Below are 18,859 nucleotides of genomic sequence, written 5' to 3' on the forward strand. Positions count from 1 at the left end.
GGCCTGGGCCTAGGCTGTCCCTGAGTCCAGCGGCAGCGTGAGTTCGACCACCCAGCCGCCCGGTCCCGGCCCCGCCGCCAGACGCGCGCCGATCTCGGCGGCCTGATGCTCCAGTCGCGCCAGACCGGTGCCGGTGCAGACGAAGTCGGGCGGGCTGACCAGGCTGCGGCTGCTGCGGTCGGTCGGGCCGCTCTGACCGTCGTCCCGCACGACCAGACGCAGGTGCGGACACTGTCCGCGCACCTCCACCCGGCTGCATGACAGGGCCACCCTTGTGGCCATGCGGGCGTGTGCCATGGCGTTGTCCAGCGCCTCCTGGGTCACCCGCAGCAGGTGCAGGCGCGCCCGTGCCGACAAGGCCTCCTGTTCGGCCTGTGGTGTCAGCTCCCAGTCCAGCCGCACGCCGCGCTCGGCCAGCAGGGGCTGGAAATGGGCGTGCAAGCCAGTGAGTCCATCGGCCAGCGAGGCCGGCTCGGTGCGCATCGCGTCGCGCATCAGGCGCAGCGACAGCAGGGCCTGGGCGAGCTGGTGGTCGAGCTGCTGCAGCCGCGCTCCGGCCGGAACCTGTCCCCCGGTCTGTGCCAGCGAGCGCGCGGTGAGCAGTTGCAGGCCCAGCCGGTCCTGGACTTCGTGGACCGGGCCCTGGTGGTGGGTGCCGGAGTTGCCGGGATTGCCAGGCCAACCGCTGCTCGACTCGAACGGCCTGCGCATCCCGCCGGGTATCCACCGTCCCCAGACCAGCCCTGCCACGGTGAGCAGCACCACGGTGCAGAGGGCCAGCAGCCAGGGATCGTTTGGCAGGTCGGACAGATGCATGGACATCACGAGAGAAGGAGGGCAGTGCTGGGAAGGGAGGGTGGCCGTGGTGACGGATCGAACCACGTTGTAACAATTGTCTGCAAGACGGGAACCTCTGGCCCATCCCGAAAACGAGGGACGGCGGACCTGCCCCACCACCGGTCTCGGGGAACGGGGTCAACCCGATCGCGCAGAGGTGTGCGGGCGGCCGGTTTCCGGTCCGGCGCGCTACACTTGCCGCCCACAGCGCCGATTTGGTCCGGATTGCGGGCGCTCTACAAATGCCGCTAAAGAGGGGCACCCGATGAACCGGTGACTGCCTCGGTGGCGGCGACCGGTTTTTTTTCAGGAGCCTCTCCATGTCGATGCCGGGTCCAGTCTCCGCGCAGCAGATGCATTTCGCCGAGCCCTTGCCGCTGCGCAGCGGCGCCGTGCTGCGCGACTACACGCTCATGTTCGAGACCTACGGCACGCTCGACGCCACGCGCAGCAACGCCGTGCTCGTCTGCCACGCCCTCAACGCCAGCCACCATGTCGCGGGCGTCTACGCCGACCAGCCGAAGAACGTCGGCTGGTGGGACAACCTGATCGGCCCCGGCAAGCCGCTGGACACCGACCGCTTCTTTGTCCTGTGCGTCAACAACCCCGGCTCCTGTTTCGGCTCGACCGGCCCGATGCACGTCAACCCCGACACCGGCCGCCCCTACGGCAGCGACTTCCCCGTCGTGACGGTGGAGGACTGGGTCGATGCGCAGGCACGGGTGCTCGACCGGCTGGGCATCACGCAGCTCGCGGCCGTGATGGGTGGCAGCTTGGGGGGCATGCAGGCGCTGAGCTGGACGCTGCAGTACCCCGAGCGCATGCGCCACGCGCTGGTGATCGCCTCGGCGCCCAACCTGTCGGCACAGAACATCGCCTTCAACGAGGTCGCCCGCCGCGCCATCGTCACCGACCCGGAATTCCACGGCGGCCACTTCTACGCCCACGGCGTGGTGCCCAAACGCGGCCTGACCGTGGCGCGCATGATCGGCCACATCACCTACCTGTCCGATGACTCGATGGAGGCCAAGTTCGGGCGCTCGCTGCGCGCGGCCGAGCTGTCGTACTCGACGCAGGAGATCGAGTTCCAGATCGAGAGCTACCTGCGCTACCAGGGCGACAAGTTCAGCGAATACTTCGACGCCAACACCTACCTGCTGATCACCCGCGCGCTCGACTACTTCGACCCGGCGCGCGACTACGAAGGCAACCTGTCGTCCGCGCTGTCCCGCGCGCAGGCGAAGTTCCTGGTGGTGAGCTTCACGACCGACTGGCGCTTCAGCCCGCTGCGCTCGCGCGAGATCGTCAAGGCGCTGCTCGACAACCGGCGCGACGTCAGCTACGCCGAGATCGACGCGCCGCACGGCCACGACGCCTTCCTGCTCGACGACGCGCGCTACCACGGTGTCGTGCGCGCCTACTACGCCAACATTGCCGCGGAGCTGCACGCATGAGCCAGCGACAAGCCATGGAAACCATCGCGGCCCTGGTGCCCGAAGGCAGCCGCGTGCTGGACCTCGGTTGTGGCGACGGCTCGCTGCTGGCGCTGCTGCGCGACCGGCGCGGCTGCCGCGGCTACGGGGTCGAGCTGGACGATGCCAAGGTGCTGGCCGGCGTGCAGCGCGGCGTCAATGTGCTGCAGCGCAACCTCGAAGAGGGCCTGAGCCTGTTCGAGGACAACAGCTTCGACGTGGTGCTGCAGCTCGACACGCTGCAGAACCTGCGCAACACCGAGGCCATGCTGCAGGAAACTGCCCGCGTCGGCCGCATCGGCATCGTCAGCTTCCCCAACTTCGCGCACTGGCCGAACCGGCTGCAGGTGCTGCGCGGGCGGATGCCGGTGACCAAGGTGCTGCCCTACCAGTGGTACGACACGCCCAACATCCGCGTCGGCACCTTCGCCGATTTCCGCATCCTGGCCGAGAAGAACGGGCTGCGCATCCTCGACGCCTTCGGGCTGCACGAGGGCGAGGTGGTGCGCCACTGGCCGAACCTGCGCGCCAGCACGGCGGTGTTCAAGTTCGAGCGGCGCTGAGCGGAGCGGGCCGCAGGCGGGGTCACTCCAGCCGGTCGGGCCGGGTCGTGAGCAGGTCGGTGTCGAGGTCTTCGGCGACCACCAGCCGATCCCGCCCGAGGTGCTTGGCCTCGTAGAGCGCCAGGTCGGCCCGGTGCAGCCACGCGGACGCCGCTTCGCGCCCGTTCCACTGCGCCACGCCGAGGCTGGCGGTGACCCGTCCCACGGTCGGGAAGGGCTGGCTGCGCAGGGCGGTCAGCAGGTGCTCCGCCTGCGTGCGGGCGCCGACCAGATCGGTGTCGGGCAGCAGGATCGCGAACTCCTCGCCGCCCAGGCGCCCGAGCAGGTCGGCGCGGCGGATCTGCCGCCGCATCCGGTGCGCCACCTCGCGCAGCACCGCGTCGCCCACGCCGTGGCCGTGTTCGTCGTTGATGCGCTTGAAGTGGTCCAGATCGACCATCACCAGCGACAGCGGTTCGGCCTGCGCCTCCGCTTCGGACTGCGCGCGCAGCAGCCGGTCCATGAAGCCGCGGCGGTTGGTGGCCCCCGTCAGGCTGTCCTGCGTGGCCAGCCGGCGCAGCGCGCGCTGGTGCACGTCGACCGGATTGACCACCAGCCGACGCAGCATCAGGTTCAAGGCCAGAAACAGCACGACCACCAGCAAGCCCATGCCGGCCATCTGGCGCCAGAAGGCCTCCAGCACCCGGTGCATGGAGCGGTCCATGGACATCGACACCATCTGCACCCCCACCAGTGCGGAGGGTGCCGCGTCGCCGGCCGTCGCCGCGTCGCGCACGCCCCGCACGAAGGTCAGCCGGCCGTCGGCCACGCCGTCGTTCAGCTGCAGCAGGGCCGTGTCCGGCTCGGTGCGCAGGCGTTCGATGAGCGCCTGCAGCGCGGGGGCGGGCCGCGTGCGGCTGTCCAGCCGCACTTCAGCGTAGGCGTGGCCGGCGTAATGGCGGTTCACCTCGGCCAGCAGGCTGGCGTCGTCGTGCCGTGTCTGGTGCCAGCCGCTGGGCACCAGGGCTTGTGCGGCGTAGGCGCGCGTGGCCGCTACCGCCTGCAGGTGCAGCTCGGCCTCGCGGCGCGCGGTCGCGAGCGCTTCGCTTTTCAGCCCGAAATAAGACACCGCCCCGATGGCCGCCATCGCCACCAGCGCTGCACCGCTGAGGACCAGATTGATCCGCGTCTTGATTTTCATGGAGGGCTGACCATCCCGTGTTTACGTATTGTTTCATACCAAATGGTACCAATGCACCTCCCGCCTAAACTCATTCCATGAACGCACCCGACCGCCTCCTCCGCCCGGACGCTGCCGCCCTCGGCCGCCATGTTGACGACACCTGGAACCGCGAGATCGTGCGCGAGCTGCACGACTACATCGCGATCCCCGCCAAGAGCCCGATGTTCGACGCCGACTGGGTGGCCCACGGCCACCTCGACACGGTCGTGCGGCGCGCGGCCGACTGGGTGACGGGGCGGCGCGTGCCGGGGCTGACGCTGGAGATCGTGCGGCTCACCGACGAGGCGGGCCGCCCGCGCACGCCGGTGCTGCTGTTCGAGGTCGCGGCCACCCGGCCCGAGGCCGCCGTCGGCGCGGCGCAGACGCCGACCGTGCTGATGTACGGCCACCTCGACAAGCAGCCCGAGTTCACCGGCTGGCGCGGCGACCTCGGCCCGTGGACGCCGAAGCTGATCGACGGCCGGCTCTACGGCCGCGGCGGCGCGGACGACGGCTACGCGGTCTACGCCGCCATCGCCGCCATCGAGGCGCTGAAGGCCCAGAACATCCCGCACCCGCGCATCGTCGGCCTGATCGAGACCGACGAGGAAAGCGGCTCTGGCGACCTGCCCGCCTACCTCGACGCGCTGCGCGAGCGGCTCGGCGCGGTGAGCCTGGTGGTGTGCCTCGACTCGGGCGCGGGCAACTACGAGCAGCTCTGGCTGACCACCTCGCTGCGCGGGCTGGTCAGCGGTGCGCTCAAGGTCGAGGTGCTGGAGGAGGGCGTGCATTCGGGCGACGCCAGCGGCGTGGTGCCGTCGAGCTTCCGCATCCTGCGCCATGTGCTCGACCGGCTGGAGGACAGCGCCACCGGCCGGCTGCTGCCGCGGCAGTTCCACGTCGAGATCCCGTCGAACCGCATCACGCAGGCGCAGGCCACCGCCGCCGTGCTCGGCGACGAGGTCTGGAAACGCCAGCCCTGGGCCTGCGGCGCGGACGGCACGCCCGTGCTGCCGATGACCACCGACCCGACCGAGGCGCTGCTCAACCGAACGTGGCGGCCGACGCTGTCGGTGACCGGCGTGGACGGCCTGCAGCCGCTGGGCAGCGCCGGCAACGTGCTGCGCCCGCACACCGCGTTCAAGCTCAGCCTGCGCCTGCCGCCGACGGTGGACGCTAACCTCGCGGCGGAAGACCTCAAGCGCCTGCTCGAACTCGACGCGCCCTACAACGCCCGCGTCACCTTCCACCCCGATGGCCGCGCCGGAGCGTGGGGCGCGAGCGGCTGGGACGCGCCGACGCTGGCGCCGTGGCTGGAAACGTCGCTCAACGCCGCGTCACAGGCGCAGTTCGGCGCGCCGGTCGGCTACATCGGCCAGGGCGGCACGATCCCGCTGATGAACCTGCTGCAGGAGGGTTTTCCACAAGCCCAGATGATGGTCTGCGGCGTGCTCGGCCCGAAGAGCAACGCCCACGGGCCGAACGAGTTCCTCGACGTGCCCTACGCGCGTCGGCTCACTGCCGCGGTCGCGCAGGTCATCGCCGACCATCCCTGAGCCAGCGCCCGACGATCGCCGCGCTGGCCTGTGCCGCCACCTGGATGAACTGCGTGAAATCGACATGCGCGCTGTCGTCGGCGCGGTCGGAAATGGTGCGCAGCACGGCAAACGGCAGGCCGAGGTCATGGCAGACCTGTGCCAGCGCTGCGCCTTCCATCTCCACGGCCAGCGCATCCGGCAGTACCTGACGCAGCGCGCTGCATTCCGCCGCCGCACTGACGAAGCGGTCGCCGCTGATGACCAGACCGCGGTGCAGCACGGGTGCGGCGTCGCCGAGTGCCTGCGCCGCGTCCACCAGCGCGGCGGTGAGGGCCGGATCGGCGTCGAACCGCGCCCGCCCGGTCAGCGGCACCTCGAAGCGAGGGAACAGCGGCGAGGCGTCCATGTCGTGCTGCAGCAGCGTGTCGGCAAACACGACATCCCCGACCCGCACCCCGTCGCCCAGTCCACCCGCCACGCCGGTGAAGACCAGCGCCTGCGGTGCGTGGCGTTCGGCGAGCAGCGTGGTGGTCAGGGCTGCGGCCACCTTGCCGATGCCACTGAGCACCAGCACCACAGGCACGCCGTGCAGCGTGCCGACGTGAAAGCGCCGGCCGGCGTGGCGCTGCACCGTGACATCGCGGGCCTGGGCCAGCAGTGCCGCCAGCTCCTCGGCCATCGCGCTGACGATGGCGACCGGGCGCGCTGCCGCCGCCAGATCCGCGCTCACGTCTTGCCGCGCAGCTCGCGCCGCAGCACCTTGCCCACCGGCGTCTTGGGCAGCTCGTCGCGGAACTCGATCACCTTGGGCCGCTTGTAGCCGGTCAGGTTCTGCTCGCAGTAGGCGCGCACGTCCAGCTCGTTCAGGGCCGGGTTCTTGCGCACGATCACCACCTTGACCGCCTCGCCCGTCTTCGCGTCCGGCACACCGACCGAGGCGCATTCGAGCACGCCCGGCATCTGTGTCAGCACGTCCTCGATCTCGTTCGGGTACACATTGAAGCCCGACACCAGGATCATGTCCTTCTTGCGGTCGACGATGCGGAAGTAGCCGCGCTCATCGACCAGGCCGATGTCGCCGGTGCGGAAGAAGCCGTCTGCGGTCATCACCTTGGCGGTCTCGTCCGGGCGCAGCCAGTAACCGGCCATCACCTGCGGGCCACGCACCGCGATCTCGCCCGGCGTGCCGGCGGGCACTTCGCGGCCGTCGTCGTCGAGCAGCGCCATCTCGGTGTTGGGCAGCGGCAGGCCGATGGTGCCGGTGAAGGCGCTGCTGTCGGTCGGGTTGCAGCTCACGGTGGGCGAGGTTTCCGACAGACCGTAGCCTTCGCAGATGCCGCAGCCGGTCTTCTCCAGCCAGAGCTTGGCCGTGGCCTGCTGCACCGCCATGCCGCCGCCGACCGAGATCAGCAGGTGGCTCCAGTCCACCAGATGGAAATCCGGGTGGTTGGCCAGCGCGTTGAAGAGCGTGTTGACCGCGGGGAAGGTGTGGAAGCGGATCCCGGACAGCTCCTTGAGCAGCCCCGGCAGGTCACGCGGATTGGGGATCAGTACATTGCAGGCGCCGACCCGCATGCCCAGCATCATGTTCGTGTTGAAGCCGAAGATGTGGTAGAGCGGCAGCGCGCAGATCTGCACCAGCTGCTCGCCGGCGGGCAGCTTCTGGAGGGCCGGCTGGTACCAGGCGTCGCACTGCAGCACGTTGGCGACCAGGTTGCGGTGCAGCAGCACGGCGCCCTTGCTCACGCCGGTGGTGCCGCCGGTGTACTGCAGCACGGCGATGTCGTCCGGGCCGACCGTGGCGGGCCGCAGCGTCATCGCGCGGCCCTGCGCCACGGCATCCTTGAAGCGCACGGCGCCGGGCAATTCGTAGGCCGGCACCAGCTTCTTCACCTTGCGCACGACGAAATCGACGATCGCGCTCTTCGGGAAGCCGAGCATCTCGCCCATCGTGGCCAGCACGACCGTTTTCACTGGCACATGGGCCCGGACCTGCTGCAGCGTGTGGGCGAAGTTTTCCAGGATGACCAGAACCTTGGCGCCCGAGTCCTTCAGCTGGTGTTCCAGTTCGCGCGGGGTGTAGAGCGGGTTGACGTTCACCACCACGTAGCCGGCGCGCAGGATCGCGGCCACCGCCACCGGGTACTGCGGCACGTTGGGCAGCATGATCGCCACACGGTCACCGCGTTCGAGCCCCAGTGATTGCAGCCAGGCGCCGAAGGCCTGCGAGAGGCGGTCGATCTGCTCATAGCGGAAGGACTGGCCCATGTAGCGGTAGGCCGAGCGTTCGCGGTAGTTCGTGAAGCTTTCCTGCAGCAGGGCCACCAGCGAGGGGTAGCCGGCTACATCCACCTCGGCCGGAACGCCAGCGGGGTAGTGCTTCAGCCAGATTTTCTCCATTCGGGGTCTCCAATGACTGGAGCCCATTCTGGCGGACCCCACCCGGGTGGTCATCAGGGGATACACCCCGCGCACCCCCGGGTGTGGGAAATCTCAATCGATTCCGGTCACTCGATTGCCTTCACCATGTCCTCGACGACCTTCTTCGCGTCGCCGAACACCATCATCGTCTTGTCCATGTAGAACAGCTCGTTGTCCAGACCGGCATAGCCCGCCGCCATCGAGCGCTTGTTGACGATGATCGTCTTGGCCTTGTAGGCCTCCAGGATCGGCATGCCGTAGATGGACGAGCCCTTCTGCAGCGCTGCAGGGTTCACCACATCGTTGGCGCCGAGGATGATCGCCACGTCGACCTGGCCGAACTCGCCGTTGATGTCCTCCATCTCGAAGACCTGGTCATAGGGCACTTCGGCCTCGGCCAGCAGCACGTTCATGTGGCCCGGCATCCGGCCGGCGACCGGGTGGATGGCGTACTTGACGGTGATGCCCTTGGCGGTGAGCTTGTGGGCGAGTTCCTTCACCGCGTGCTGGGCGCGCGCCACGGCCAGACCGTAGCCGGGCACGATGACCACGGTTTCGGCGTTGCCGAGGATGAAGGCCGCGTCGTCGGCCGAGCCGCTCTTGACCGGCCGGGCTTCCGCCTTGCCGCCCGAGGCTGCCGCTGCGTCACCACCGAAGCCGCCCAGGATCACGTTGAAGAACGAGCGGTTCATCGCCTTGCACATGATGTACGAGAGGATCGCGCCCGAGGAGCCCACCAGCGAGCCGGCGATGATGAGCATCGAGTTGTTCAGCGAGAAGCCGATGCCCGCCGCCGCCCAGCCGGAGTAGCTGTTGAGCATCGACACGACCACCGGCATGTCCGCGCCGCCGATCGGGATGATGATCAGCACGCCCATCACGAAGCCCAGCGCACAGATCAGCGCGAACTGCGTCGGGCCTTCGGTGAGCCAGAAGCTGACCATGAGCAGCACCGAGGCCAGCCCGAGCAGCGCATTGAGCTTGTGCTGGCCGGGGAAGGACACCGGCGCGCCCTGGAACAGGCGGAACTTGTACTTGCCGCTGAGCTTGCCGAAGGCGATGACCGAGCCACTGAACGTGACCGCGCCGATGAAGGCGCCGAGCGCCAGCTCGATCCGGTTGCCGCCCGGGATCGGCTCGCCCTTGGTGGTGATGCCGAAGGCGTAGGGCTCGGCGACGGCCGCTACAGCGATGAACACCGCCGCCAGACCGATCATGCTGTGCATGAACGCGACCAGCTCCGGCATCTTTGTCATCTCGACCTTGTTGGCCATGTAGGCGCCCGCACCACCGCCGACGACCAGCGCGCCCAGCACATAGACCATGCCTTGTGCCGAGTCGGACGACAGCTTGACGATCAGCGCGGCGGTGGTCAGCACGGCGATCGTCATGCCGACCATGCCGAACAGGTTGCCCCGGATCGAGGTCGTCGGGTGGCTCAGCCCTTTCAGCGCCTGGATGAAGCAGATGCTCGCGACCAGGTAGAGCAGGGTGACGAGGTTGAGGCTCATGCGTGCTCTCCCTTGGCGGGGGCGGCCTTCTTGTCTTTCTTCCTGAACATCTCCAGCATCCGGCGCGTGACCAGGAAGCCGCCGAAGACGTTCACCGCCGCCAGCGCCACGGCCAGCGTGCCCATCGTCTTGCCCAGCGTGGTCTCGGTGAGGGCTGCCGCCAGCATGGCGCCGACGATGACGATGGCCGAGATCGCGTTGGTCACCGCCATCAGCGGCGTGTGCAGCGCAGGGGTGACGGTCCAGACGACGTGGTAGCCGACGTAGATCGCCAGCACGAAGATGATGAGGTTGATGATGGTGGGGGAAACCGCATCCATGTTCAGCTCCGGGTGACTTGACCGTCACGGGTCATGAGGCAGGCGGCGACGATGTCGTCGTCCATCGGCACGTTGAGCGCGCTGGCGTCCTTGGCCAGCACGAGCTTGAGGAAATCGAGCACGTTGCGCGCATACAGCGCCGAGGCGTCCGCCGCCAGCAGCGCCGGCAGGTTGGTCTCGCCGACGATGGTGACGCCGTGGACCTGCACCGTCTGGCCGGCGACCGTCAGCGGGCAGTTGCCGCCGCCGTTCGGGCCGCGGCCGGCGGCGATGTCCACGATGACCGAGCCGGCCTTCATCGACTGCACCATCTCGGCGGTGATCAGCGTCGGCGCGGCGCGGCCGGGGATCAGCGCGGTGGAGATGACGATGTCGGCCTGCGCGACGCGCTTGGCGACCTCGATCTGCTGCCGGGCCAGCCAGCTCGGCGGCATCGGGCGCGCGTAGCCGCCGACACCTTCCGCCGCTTCCTTCTCCTCGGCGGTCTCGTAGGGCACATCAATGAACTTGCCGCCGAGGGATTCGATCTGCTCCTTCACCGAGGGCCGCACGTCCGACGCCTCGATCACCGCGCCGAGCCGCTTGGCGGTCGCGATCGCCTGCAGACCGGCCACGCCGACGCCCAGGATCACGACGCGGGCGGCCTTCACCGTGCCGGCCGCCGTCATCAGCATCGGGAAGAACTTCTGGTAGCGGTCGGCGGCCATGATGACTGCCTTGTAGCCGGCGATGTTGGCCTGCGAGGAGAGCACGTCCATGCTCTGCGCACGGGTGGTGCGTGGCGCGGCCTCCAGCGCGAAGCTGGTCAGCTTCGCGGCGGCCAGTGCCTGCAGTCCCTCGCGGTGGAACGGGTCGAGCATGCCGACCAGCGCCGCGCCGGGTTTCATCCGCGTCAGCTCGTCCGCCGACGGCGAGCGCACCTTCAGCACGAGGTCGCAGCCCAGCGCGCCTGCAGCATCGGTGATCTCGGCGCCGACAGCGACATAGGCCTCGTCGGTGGCACTGGCGCGCAGGCCCGCGCCGGATTCGAGGCGCACGGTGTGACCCTGCGCCTTGAGCTTCTTCGCCGTCTCAGGCGTGACGGCCACGCGGGTTTCCCCGGCGGCCGTTTCTTTTGGCACTCCTACCAGCATCGGACCCCTCCTCGTTGTGGGTAATTCAGCTTATACGCATTGCAAGAATCACCCACCCCCGTGACATCCCGCATACCGCGCCGGGGTGTCGCCGCCAAGCCGGTACGATCGCGTCATGAGTGAACACCGTTGGAAACCCAGTGTCACGGTCGCGGCCATCATCGAGCAGGGTGGCCGCTTCCTGCTGGTCGAAGAAGAGACACCCGAGGGCCTGCGCCTGAACAATCCCGCGGGCCACCTGGAGCCGGGCGAGTCGATGCTGCAAGGCGTCGTGCGCGAGGCGCTGGAGGAAACCGGCTGCCATTTCGAGCCCGACGCGCTGCTCGGTGTCTACCTGGCGCGCATGCACCGCGAGGCCGATCCGGCCGAGGACATCACCTACCTGCGCTTCGCCTACCGCGGCCAGGTGGGGGCGCCGATCCCCGGTGCCGTGCTCGACGCCGGCATCGTCCGCACGGTCTGGATGACCCCTGACGAGGTCCGTGCCAGCGCCGCGCGCCACCGCTCGCCGATGGTGTTGCAGTGCATGGAAGACCACCTCGCCGGGCGCCGTCTGCCGCTCGATGCGGTGTTCACTGATCCGAAAATCGGTCCGTCCGCCTTGATCGACATCAATTCGAATTTGCCATGAAACAACGCATCGTCGTCGGCCTGAGCGGCGGGGTCGACTCGGCCGTGAGCGCGTGGCTGCTGAAACAGCAGGGCCACGAGGTGGTCGGCATCTTCATGAAGAACTGGGAAGACGACGACGACAGCGAGTTCTGCTCGTCGCGCCAGGACTTCCTCGACGCGGCCTCGGTCGCCGACGTGCTCGGCATCGAGATCGAGCACGTCAACTTCGCCGCCGACTACAAGGACCGCGTCTTCGCCGAGTTCCTGCGTGAATACTCGGCCGGCCGCACGCCGAACCCGGACGTGCTGTGCAACGCCGAGATCAAGTTCAAGGCCTTCCTCGACCACGCGATGCGCCTCGGCGCCGACAAGATCGCCACCGGCCACTACGCCCGGGTGCGCCAGAACGACACGACCGGCCGGGTCGAGCTGCTCAAGGGGCTGGATCCGAGCAAGGACCAGAGCTACTTCCTGCACCGGCTGAACCAGGCGCAGTTGTCGAAGACGCTGTTCCCGGTCGGCGAGATCCACAAGACCGAGGTGCGGCGGATCGCGGCCGAGATCAAGCTGCCGAACGCGAAGAAGAAGGACTCGACCGGCATCTGCTTCATCGGCGAGCGGCCGTTCCGCGACTTCCTGAACCGCTACCTCAGCAAGGCGCCGGGGCCGATCCGCGACGACCGGGGGCGCCTGCTCGGCGAGCATGTGGGCCTGAGCTTCTACACGCTGGGGCAGCGCAAGGGCATCGGCGTCGGCGGCGTGAAGGAGAAGGGCGCGGCGCGCGGCGGCGGCGAGCACGAGCCGTGGTTCGTCGCCCGCAAGGACATCGAGCGCAACACGCTCTACATCGTGCAGGGACACGAGCACCCGTGGCTGAAGTCGCGCCACCTGCTGGCGGCGGATGCGAGCTGGGTCGCGGGCGAGCCGCCAGCGGGCGGGGCGCTGGCGGCGAAGACCCGCTATCGCCAGGCCGACTCCGCCTGCCTGTTCACCGCCCACGGCCACGCGCCGGGCGAGTTCGGGCTGCACTTCCACGACGCGCAGTGGGCCGTCACGCCAGGGCAATCGGCGGTGGTGTATGACGGGGAGGTGTGTCTGGGGGGTGGGGTGATCGCGGCGGTGGAGGGGTGAGCTGTGCTGACCCCCCGTCATGCCCGCGAACGCGGGCACCCACGCAGGCAGATGGCGTTGCTTGTACGGAGTGGATCCTCGCGTTCGCGAGGATGACGGCCCTCTCGCTCGACACCGAGAAGTGGACGTATTTCCTGGATTCCCTGGAAGCCCCGCCGCGCGAACTGCCAAGCGTGCAAGCCTTGTTCGCCAAGCGCAGTCCGTTTGAAGACCATGACTGAACACGAGGCGAGCGAGCCGATTCGGGTGAATCAGCTCACGAATCAGCTCGCGATGAGCCGATTTCGGTTTGCGACGGCACCTGACCATCGCCCTCTGATGCGTGGAGGCGGTGGGTGGTCATGATGAAAACGATGGGGGTAGATGGAGATGGATATGACAGAACAAGGTTGCCCCGTCTGCGGGCTGGAATCGGCACAAGTGACCCGAGAGAGGTTGCTGAATTTCTCGGTTTCGTGTCATCAGTGCGGTGAGTTCCTGATTCCAGCGGACGCCCTTCAGAATGCAAAGTCCGGGCGTCAGGATGAGCGTTGGCGCGTTTCCGCATGGATCAGGCAGATGCAGCCTGATGTCCTGACTTCTGACTTGCTGGATCAAGCACGCCAGTGCCGACCACCGCGACTGCAGCAGCGCGCCAGACGGTTGCTGTCAGCCCTCGCAGCCAATGCCGACGCCAAATACACGGTGGTTTTTGAGGAGGGCGACCAGTACAAACAATACTTGGCGATCGGTTGGTGTCGAGATGATGAAGAGCTGCGCTTCCTCATCGACCAAGTGATGCATGTCGAGTACCAGTGGATCGGGCAAGTGCAAGAAAGTCAATTCATGGGCAGCATGGTCCCGCTCGACTCCTGCTCCCTGTCAGCCAAGGGGCTGCTTGAAATCGAGTCGACACCCGGCGGTGACTCGAAGATCGGCTTTTGCGCCATGTGGTTTGACGAGACGTTGACCCCGTTCTATCGCGAGGTCATCGAGCCGGGTGTTCGTGCCTGCGGGTACGACTCTTTGCTGCTGAAGGACAAAGAACACAACAACAACATCGACGACGAAATCATCGCCTCCATCCGCAGCGCGAAATTCGTTATCGCCGAGATGACCGGCCACCGCGGTGGCGTCTATTTCGAGGCGGGCTTTGCGCATGGACTTGGTCTGCCGGTGATCTACATGCTGCGCGACGATGACCAGGAAGACATCCACTTCGATGTGCGCCAGCAGAATTTCATCCTGTGGCCTTCTGATCCGGCCAAGTGGCCCGAAGCACGCAAGAAGCTGGAAAACCGCATCCGCGCCACGCTCGGACAAGGACCGCTGGACCCGCATCGGACGTGACCGGCCAGCAGGGGCCGTCGCGAGGACCACGGCGCCGCACACGGATGTTCTCCGTCACCAGAAGGCGCGAAAAGCCCCGTCCTTCAGGACGGGGAGGTAGAGCGCAGGCTCGCGCAGCGAGCCGATCCTGATCGGTTGAGGGTCGAGTTTCCTGTGGCACTGTTGACTGTATTTATGTACAGTTTCAATCATGTCCATTCGAGCCTTCCGCTTCCAGTTGCGCCCCAAGCCCGGCACCGCGCACACGCTGCGTCGGTTTGCCGGGTCGTGCCGCTGGGTGTGGAACCGGGCCATTGGCGAGCAGCAGCGGCTTAGGGCGGCAGGGGAGAGGTTTTCGGGCTACGCGGCGATGTGCCGCTGGCTGACGGTGTGGCGCAATGACCCGGACACGGCGTGGCTGGCCGAGACACCGGTCCAGGCGCAGCAGCAGACGCTGAAGCGGCTGGAGGCGAGCTACCTGCGCTTCTTCGAGGGCAATGGCGGCCATCCCCGGTTTCGCGGGCGCGGTCAGGATGCCGGGCTGCGGTTCCCGAAGGCGTCGGACTGCAGGCTCGACGCGGAGAACCAGCGCCTGAAGCCGCCGAAGCTCGGCTGGGTGCGGATGCGCCAGTCGCAGCCGGTCGAGGGCGAGGTTCGGAACTACACGCTGACGCAGGAGCGGGGCCGCTGGTTCGTGTCGATTCAGGTCGAGCAGCCAGACGTGGTTCCGGCGGCGGGGCTGGTGCCGACGCTGGGGATCGACTTCGGGGTGGCGCTGTTCGCGGCGACGACGGACGGCGAGTGCGTGGCGCCGCTGGATGCCTTGAAGCGGCAGCAGAAGTACCTCAAGCGGGTGCAGCGCAGTGTCTCGCGCAAGGTGAAGGGTTCGAAGAACCGGCGCAAGGCGATCGACCGACTGGGCAGAGTGCATGCCCGGATCGCGGCGCAGCGCAGCGACTGGCTGCACAAGCTGACGACGCGGTGGGCGAACGAGCACCCGGTGATCGCGATCGAGGATCTGAAGGTGGCTGCGATGAGTGCCAGCGCCAAGGGCACGGCCAAAGTGGCGGGGCGACGAGTACGGCAGAAGGCGGGGCTGAACCGCGCGATCCTGGATCAGGCGTGGGGCGAGGCGCGACGACAGCTCGACTACAAGACGGCGGCCCGAGGTGGGGCGGTGGTGCCAGTGGACCCGGCGTACACGAGTCAGCGGTGCAGCACCTGCGGGCACACGGCCAGGGAAAACCGGCTGACGCAGGCCCGCTTCGAATGCGAAGCCTGTGGGTACGAAGAGAACGCGGACCTGAACGCCGCGAAGAACATACTGGCCGCAGGACATGCGGTCTGGGTCGCAAGGCCCGAAGCCTGTGGAGCGGAGGTCAGACGCGCCGGACCCGAGAGGGGACGACGCGCAGCCGCGAGGAAGCAGGAACCCGCCGAAGGCTCGGCCGCGCAAGCGGTCGGGTCAGCAGGAATCCCCGTCCTTTAGGGCGGGGAGGATGTCAAGGCGAGAATCCCGCGTTGGCGCGACACTGGCCGCCGCCCTGCCTTGCGAGTGAGTCCCCATGCCCCCGTCCCTCCAGTCCCCGCTGTTTGCCTTCGACAACTCCTACGCCCGCGACCTGCCCGGCTTCTCCACCCCGTGGCAGGCTGCCCGCGTGCCGCGGCCGGCGCTGGTGCTGTTCAACCGCGCGCTGGCCGACACGCTGGGGCTGGACGCCGACGCGCTCGACACGCCCGAAGGCGCGGACATCTTCGCCGGCAACCGCGTCCCCGACGGCGCCACCCCGATCGCCCAGGCCTACGCCGGGCACCAGTTCGGCGGTTTCTCGCCGCAGCTCGGCGACGGCCGGGCGCTGCTGCTGGGGGAGCTGATCGACCGGCAGGGACAGCGGCGTGACCTGCAACTCAAGGGCTCCGGGCCGACGCCGTACTCGCGCCGAGGCGATGGCAAGGCGGCCCTCGGGCCGGTGCTGCGCGAATACCTGATGGGCGAGGCGATGCACGCGCTGGGCATCCCGACGACGCGGGCGCTGGCGGCGGTGACGACCGGCGAGCAGATCCGCCGCGACGGCCCGCAGCCCGGCGCTGTGCTGGCGCGGATCGCGGCCAGCCACATCCGCGTCGGCACCTTTCAGTTCTTCGCCGCCCGAGGCGACCACGACCGCGTGCGCCAGCTCGCCGACTACGTCATCGCCCGCCATGACCCGGACCTCCTGGCCAGCGAAGACCGCTACCTCGACCTGCTGCGCGCCGTCTGCGAGCGGCAGGCGCGGCTGGTGGCGGCGTGGATGCAGGTCGGCTTCATCCACGGCGTGATGAACACCGACAACATGGCGCTCTCCGGCGAGACCATCGACTACGGCCCCTGCGCCTTCATGGACCGCTACGACCCGGACACCGTGTTCAGCTCCATCGACCACCACGGCCGCTACGCCTACGCCAACCAGCCCGGCATCGCCGGCTGGAATCTGGCGCGGCTGGCCGAGACGCTGCTGCCGCTGATCGACGCCGACACCGAGCGCGCCATCGCCCGCGCCACCGAGGTGATCCACGGCTTCCTCGCGACCTACGAACAGCACTGGCTCGACGGCCAGCGCACCCGGCTCGGCCTGACCCGCGCTGAGCCGGAGGACTTGGCGCTGGCGCAGGGGTTTCTGGCGGCGATGGAAGGGCAGTCGGTCGATTTCACGCTGGCGTGGCGCCGGCTGGCCGCTGCGGCCGAGGGCGATGCGCAGCCGGTGCGCGCGCTGTTCGCCGACCCGGCGGCCTTCGACCGCTGGCACGCCGGGTGGCAGGCGCGGCTCGCGCTCGAACCCGCCGCGCCCACCGAGCGCGCGGCGGCGATGCGCCGCGTCAGCCCCGCTTTCATCGCGCGCAACCACCGCGTCGAAGCCGCGCTGGCCGCCGCCGTGGACCATGGCGACCTCGGCCCCGCGAAGACGCTGCTGGCGGTGCTCGCCCGGCCCTTCGACGAGCAGCCGGAACACGCCGACTTCGCCCTGCCGCCGTCGCCGGGCGGGGCGCCGTACCAGACCTTTTGCGGAACCTGAGCCATGACCGCGTTGCTCGCCCGCGTGCTCGGGCCTTGGGTGTTGAGGGTCAACCGGCAGACGCTGCGCGCTGACGCGCAGGCCGGGTTGCTGGGCGCGCTGCTGGTGCTGCCGCAGGGCATCGCGTTTGCGTCGCTGGCCGGCCTGCCGCCGCAATACGGGCTGTACAGCGCGCTGGTGCCGACGGTGGTCGCGGCGCTGGCCGGGTCGAGCTGGCACGTCGTGTCCGGCCCGACCAACGCCAACTCGCTGGCGCTGGCGGCGATGCTCGCGCCGCTGGCCGCGGCCGGCAGTCCGGGCTACATCGAGCTGGCGCTGATGGTCACGGTGATGGTGGGCGTGATCCAGACGGCGGTGGGGGCGCTGCGGCTGGGCTTGCTGGCGAACTTCATCTCGCCGGCCGCGCTGCACGGCTTCACCAGCGGCGCGGCGTGCCTGATCGCCATCCACGCGCTGCGCGACCTGATGGACGCAGGCGTGCCGCGTGGGCTTGGGCCGGGCGGCGTGCTGCTGCAGAGCTGGCAGCACCTGCCGCAGGCCAACCCCGGCGCCGTGCTGGTCGGGCTGACGGCGCTGGGCGTGGCGGCGGGGCTGCGGTGGAAGGCGTCGCGCTGGCCGTTCATGCTGATCGGGCTGGTGAGCGCGGGGGTGCTGGCCGTGCTGCTGCCGGAGCGCTGGGCGGTCCACACGATCGGGACATTGCCGTCGCCGTGGCCGTCGTTCCATGTGCCGGACGTGGACTGGGCGCGGGTGCCGGACCTGATCGACAAGGCGCTGGCGCTGTCGATCATCGCGTTAGGCCAGTCGGTGTCGATCGCCAAGGCGATGGCGGCGCGCTCGGGCCAGCGCATCGACACCAACCGCGAGTTTCTGGGGCAGGGGCTGTCGAACGTGGTCGGCGGCTTCTTCTCGTGTTACCTGAGCTGCGGCTCACTGAACCGCTCGGTGCCGAACCTGGAGGCCGGGGCGCGCACGCCGCTGGCGGGGGTCGCCTCGGCAGGGTGGCTGCTGGTGCTGGTGGCGGTGTCGTCGCCGCTGCTGGCCCGGATTCCGCATGCGGCGATCGCTGGGCTGCTGATCCTGGTGGCGTGGACGCTGCTGGACCTGCCGCGCTGGCGCCGCCTCGCCCGGCTGGACCGCACCGATCTGGCGATCGCCGGCGCGACGCTGGCGGCCACGCTGCTGCTGCGACTGGAGATGGCGATCCTGATCGGCACCGGGCTGTCGCTGGTCGCCTACCTGTACCAGACCTCACGCCCGGCGATGCGCACGATGGGCTTTGACCGCACCAGCCCGGAGCGGCGTTTCGTGGTGCGCGACGACACGCCGGGCGCGCTGCCGGAATGTCCGCAACTGAAACTGCTGCGCATGGAGGGTGAGATCTATTTCGGTGCCGCGACCCATGTGGGCGAACACCTGCACGCGCTGCGTGAAACCGACCCCGCGCAGAAGCACCTGCTGGTGATGACCAAGAGCATGAACTTCCTCGACCTCGCGGGCGTCGAGGTCTGGGACACCGAACTGCGCGAGCGCCGCGCCGCCGGTGGCGACCTGTATTTCCACCGGCCCCGCCCGCAGGTGATCGAGATCTGGACCCGCACCGGGTTTCTCGACCGACTGGGGCGCGACCATGTGTTTCCCGACAAGCAGCAGGCGATCGCGGCGATCTATCCGCGGCTGGACCGGGAGGTCTGTGCGCGGTGTTCGGTGCGGGTGTTTCGGGAGTGTCAGGCGGATGATCCGGGGGTGGTGATTTGAG

At 68.7% G+C, this 18,859-nt stretch carries 17 protein-coding genes and 1 riboswitch; of the genes, 10 read left to right on the forward strand and 7 right to left on the reverse strand.

Going from position 1 to position 18,859, the window contains the following annotated elements:
• Positions 1-9: 9 nt before the first annotated feature.
• Positions 10-816 (reverse strand): sensor histidine kinase, encoded by an 807-nt coding sequence (locus tag U5O44_RS11975; protein WP_322588697.1) that lies wholly within the window; start codon positions 814-816, stop codon positions 10-12.
• Positions 817-1,034: 218 nt separating this feature from the next.
• A riboswitch (SAM riboswitch) is annotated at positions 1,035-1,107 on the forward strand.
• 56 nt (positions 1,108-1,163) lie between these two features.
• Here U5O44_RS11975 and metX point away from each other — a divergent pair.
• Complete coding sequence (gene metX, locus U5O44_RS11980) at positions 1,164-2,291, forward strand: homoserine O-succinyltransferase MetX (RefSeq protein WP_322590482.1); 1,128 nt, start codon at positions 1,164-1,166, stop codon at positions 2,289-2,291.
• Positions 2,288-2,872, forward strand: a complete 585-nt coding sequence (gene metW, locus U5O44_RS11985; protein ID WP_322588698.1) for a methionine biosynthesis protein MetW — start codon at positions 2,288-2,290, stop codon at positions 2,870-2,872. The genes metX and metW overlap by 4 nt, the downstream gene beginning before the upstream one ends.
• Positions 2,873-2,894: 22 nt before the next feature.
• Here the strand turns inward: metW and U5O44_RS11990 are convergent, their stop codons facing one another.
• A complete protein-coding gene (locus U5O44_RS11990; RefSeq protein ID WP_322588699.1) occupies positions 2,895-4,052 on the reverse strand; it encodes a GGDEF domain-containing protein in 1,158 nt (385 codons plus the stop codon).
• Positions 4,053-4,129: 77 nt separating this feature from the next.
• On the opposite strand from U5O44_RS11990, the gene U5O44_RS11995 reads away from it, so the two are divergent.
• Positions 4,130-5,629, forward strand: coding sequence for a M20/M25/M40 family metallo-hydrolase (locus U5O44_RS11995; protein WP_322588700.1), 1,500 nt, complete (start codon positions 4,130-4,132; stop codon positions 5,627-5,629).
• Here U5O44_RS11995 and U5O44_RS12000 read toward each other — a convergent pair.
• From U5O44_RS12000 to U5O44_RS12020, 5 genes are all read right to left on the reverse strand, one after another.
• Positions 5,610-6,341: a 5'-methylthioadenosine/adenosylhomocysteine nucleosidase gene (locus U5O44_RS12000; protein WP_322588701.1), complete on the reverse strand. Its 732-nt coding sequence runs from the start codon at positions 6,339-6,341 to the stop codon at positions 5,610-5,612. The genes U5O44_RS11995 and U5O44_RS12000 overlap by 20 nt on opposite strands.
• Positions 6,338-8,011 carry a long-chain-fatty-acid--CoA ligase gene (locus U5O44_RS12005; RefSeq protein ID WP_322588702.1) on the reverse strand — a complete coding sequence of 558 codons (1,674 nt, stop codon included), beginning with the start codon at positions 8,009-8,011 and terminating at the stop codon, positions 6,338-6,340. Before U5O44_RS12005 ends, U5O44_RS12000 begins: the two co-directional genes overlap by 4 nt.
• A 107-nt stretch (positions 8,012-8,118) precedes the next feature.
• Positions 8,119-9,543 carry an NAD(P)(+) transhydrogenase (Re/Si-specific) subunit beta gene (locus U5O44_RS12010; protein ID WP_322588703.1) on the reverse strand — a complete coding sequence of 475 codons (1,425 nt, stop codon included), beginning with the start codon at positions 9,541-9,543 and terminating at the stop codon, positions 8,119-8,121.
• Positions 9,540-9,863: an NAD(P) transhydrogenase subunit alpha part 2 gene (locus U5O44_RS12015; RefSeq protein ID WP_322588704.1), complete on the reverse strand. Its 324-nt coding sequence runs from the start codon at positions 9,861-9,863 to the stop codon at positions 9,540-9,542. The genes U5O44_RS12010 and U5O44_RS12015 overlap by 4 nt, the downstream gene beginning before the upstream one ends.
• A 2-nt stretch (positions 9,864-9,865) precedes the next feature.
• Positions 9,866-10,996: a Re/Si-specific NAD(P)(+) transhydrogenase subunit alpha gene (locus U5O44_RS12020; protein ID WP_322588705.1), complete on the reverse strand. Its 1,131-nt coding sequence runs from the start codon at positions 10,994-10,996 to the stop codon at positions 9,866-9,868.
• A gap of 115 nt (positions 10,997-11,111) precedes the next feature.
• Here U5O44_RS12020 and U5O44_RS12025 point away from each other — a divergent pair, with 115 nt between their 5' ends.
• The 7 genes from U5O44_RS12025 to U5O44_RS12055 all read left to right on the forward strand — a co-directional run bounded on the left by U5O44_RS12025 (position 11,112) and on the right by U5O44_RS12055 (position 18,858).
• Entirely contained in the window at positions 11,112-11,627 is a 516-nt protein-coding gene (locus tag U5O44_RS12025; RefSeq protein WP_322588706.1) for an NUDIX hydrolase, read from the forward strand.
• Positions 11,624-12,739, forward strand: a complete 1,116-nt coding sequence (mnmA, locus tag U5O44_RS12030; RefSeq protein ID WP_322588707.1) for a tRNA 2-thiouridine(34) synthase MnmA — start codon at positions 11,624-11,626, stop codon at positions 12,737-12,739. Before U5O44_RS12025 ends, mnmA begins: the two co-directional genes overlap by 4 nt.
• A 92-nt stretch (positions 12,740-12,831) precedes the next feature.
• Entirely contained in the window at positions 12,832-12,960 is a 129-nt protein-coding gene (locus tag U5O44_RS12035; RefSeq protein ID WP_322588708.1) for a hypothetical protein, read from the forward strand.
• A 154-nt stretch (positions 12,961-13,114) separates the two neighbouring features.
• On the forward strand, positions 13,115-14,068 hold the full coding sequence (locus U5O44_RS12040; protein WP_322588709.1) for a hypothetical protein: 954 nt from the start codon (positions 13,115-13,117) through the stop codon (positions 14,066-14,068).
• A 190-nt stretch (positions 14,069-14,258) separates the two neighbouring features.
• On the forward strand, positions 14,259-15,536 hold the full coding sequence (locus tag U5O44_RS12045; RefSeq protein ID WP_322588710.1) for an RNA-guided endonuclease InsQ/TnpB family protein: 1,278 nt from the start codon (positions 14,259-14,261) through the stop codon (positions 15,534-15,536).
• Positions 15,537-15,612: 76 nt separating this feature from the next.
• Entirely contained in the window at positions 15,613-17,100 is a 1,488-nt protein-coding gene (locus tag U5O44_RS12050) for a protein adenylyltransferase SelO (protein WP_322588711.1), read from the forward strand.
• A 3-nt stretch (positions 17,101-17,103) separates the two neighbouring features.
• On the forward strand, positions 17,104-18,858 hold the full coding sequence (locus tag U5O44_RS12055) for a SulP family inorganic anion transporter (RefSeq protein WP_322588712.1): 1,755 nt from the start codon (positions 17,104-17,106) through the stop codon (positions 18,856-18,858).
• Position 18,859: the final 1 nt, after the last annotated feature.

The sequence above is a fragment of the Sphaerotilus sp. genome (assembly GCF_034519685.1).
Lineage (GTDB): Bacteria > Pseudomonadota > Gammaproteobacteria > Burkholderiales > Burkholderiaceae_C > Sphaerotilus.

Coding starts and splice junctions, on each gene's coding strand:
- U5O44_RS12055 (WP_322588712.1), top strand. CDS start 17,104: ATGACCGCGTTGCTCGCCCGCGTGCTCGGGCCTTGGGTGTTGAGGGTC.
- U5O44_RS12025 (WP_322588706.1), top strand. CDS start 11,112: ATGAGTGAACACCGTTGGAAACCCAGTGTCACGGTCGCGGCCATCATC.
- metW (WP_322588698.1), top strand. CDS start 2,288: ATGAGCCAGCGACAAGCCATGGAAACCATCGCGGCCCTGGTGCCCGAA.
- U5O44_RS12040 (WP_322588709.1), top strand. CDS start 13,115: ATGACAGAACAAGGTTGCCCCGTCTGCGGGCTGGAATCGGCACAAGTG.
- U5O44_RS12005 (WP_322588702.1), bottom strand. CDS start 8,011: ATGGAGAAAATCTGGCTGAAGCACTACCCCGCTGGCGTTCCGGCCGAG.
- metX (WP_322590482.1), top strand. CDS start 1,164: ATGCCGGGTCCAGTCTCCGCGCAGCAGATGCATTTCGCCGAGCCCTTG.
- U5O44_RS12045 (WP_322588710.1), top strand. CDS start 14,259: ATGTCCATTCGAGCCTTCCGCTTCCAGTTGCGCCCCAAGCCCGGCACC.
- U5O44_RS11975 (WP_322588697.1), bottom strand. CDS start 816: ATGCATCTGTCCGACCTGCCAAACGATCCCTGGCTGCTGGCCCTCTGC.
- U5O44_RS12035 (WP_322588708.1), top strand. CDS start 12,832: ATGACGGCCCTCTCGCTCGACACCGAGAAGTGGACGTATTTCCTGGAT.
- U5O44_RS12020 (WP_322588705.1), bottom strand. CDS start 10,996: ATGCTGGTAGGAGTGCCAAAAGAAACGGCCGCCGGGGAAACCCGCGTG.
- U5O44_RS12010 (WP_322588703.1), bottom strand. CDS start 9,543: ATGAGCCTCAACCTCGTCACCCTGCTCTACCTGGTCGCGAGCATCTGC.
- U5O44_RS11995 (WP_322588700.1), top strand. CDS start 4,130: ATGAACGCACCCGACCGCCTCCTCCGCCCGGACGCTGCCGCCCTCGGC.
- mnmA (WP_322588707.1), top strand. CDS start 11,624: ATGAAACAACGCATCGTCGTCGGCCTGAGCGGCGGGGTCGACTCGGCC.
- U5O44_RS12015 (WP_322588704.1), bottom strand. CDS start 9,863: ATGGATGCGGTTTCCCCCACCATCATCAACCTCATCATCTTCGTGCTG.
- U5O44_RS12050 (WP_322588711.1), top strand. CDS start 15,613: ATGCCCCCGTCCCTCCAGTCCCCGCTGTTTGCCTTCGACAACTCCTAC.
- U5O44_RS11990 (WP_322588699.1), bottom strand. CDS start 4,052: ATGAAAATCAAGACGCGGATCAATCTGGTCCTCAGCGGTGCAGCGCTG.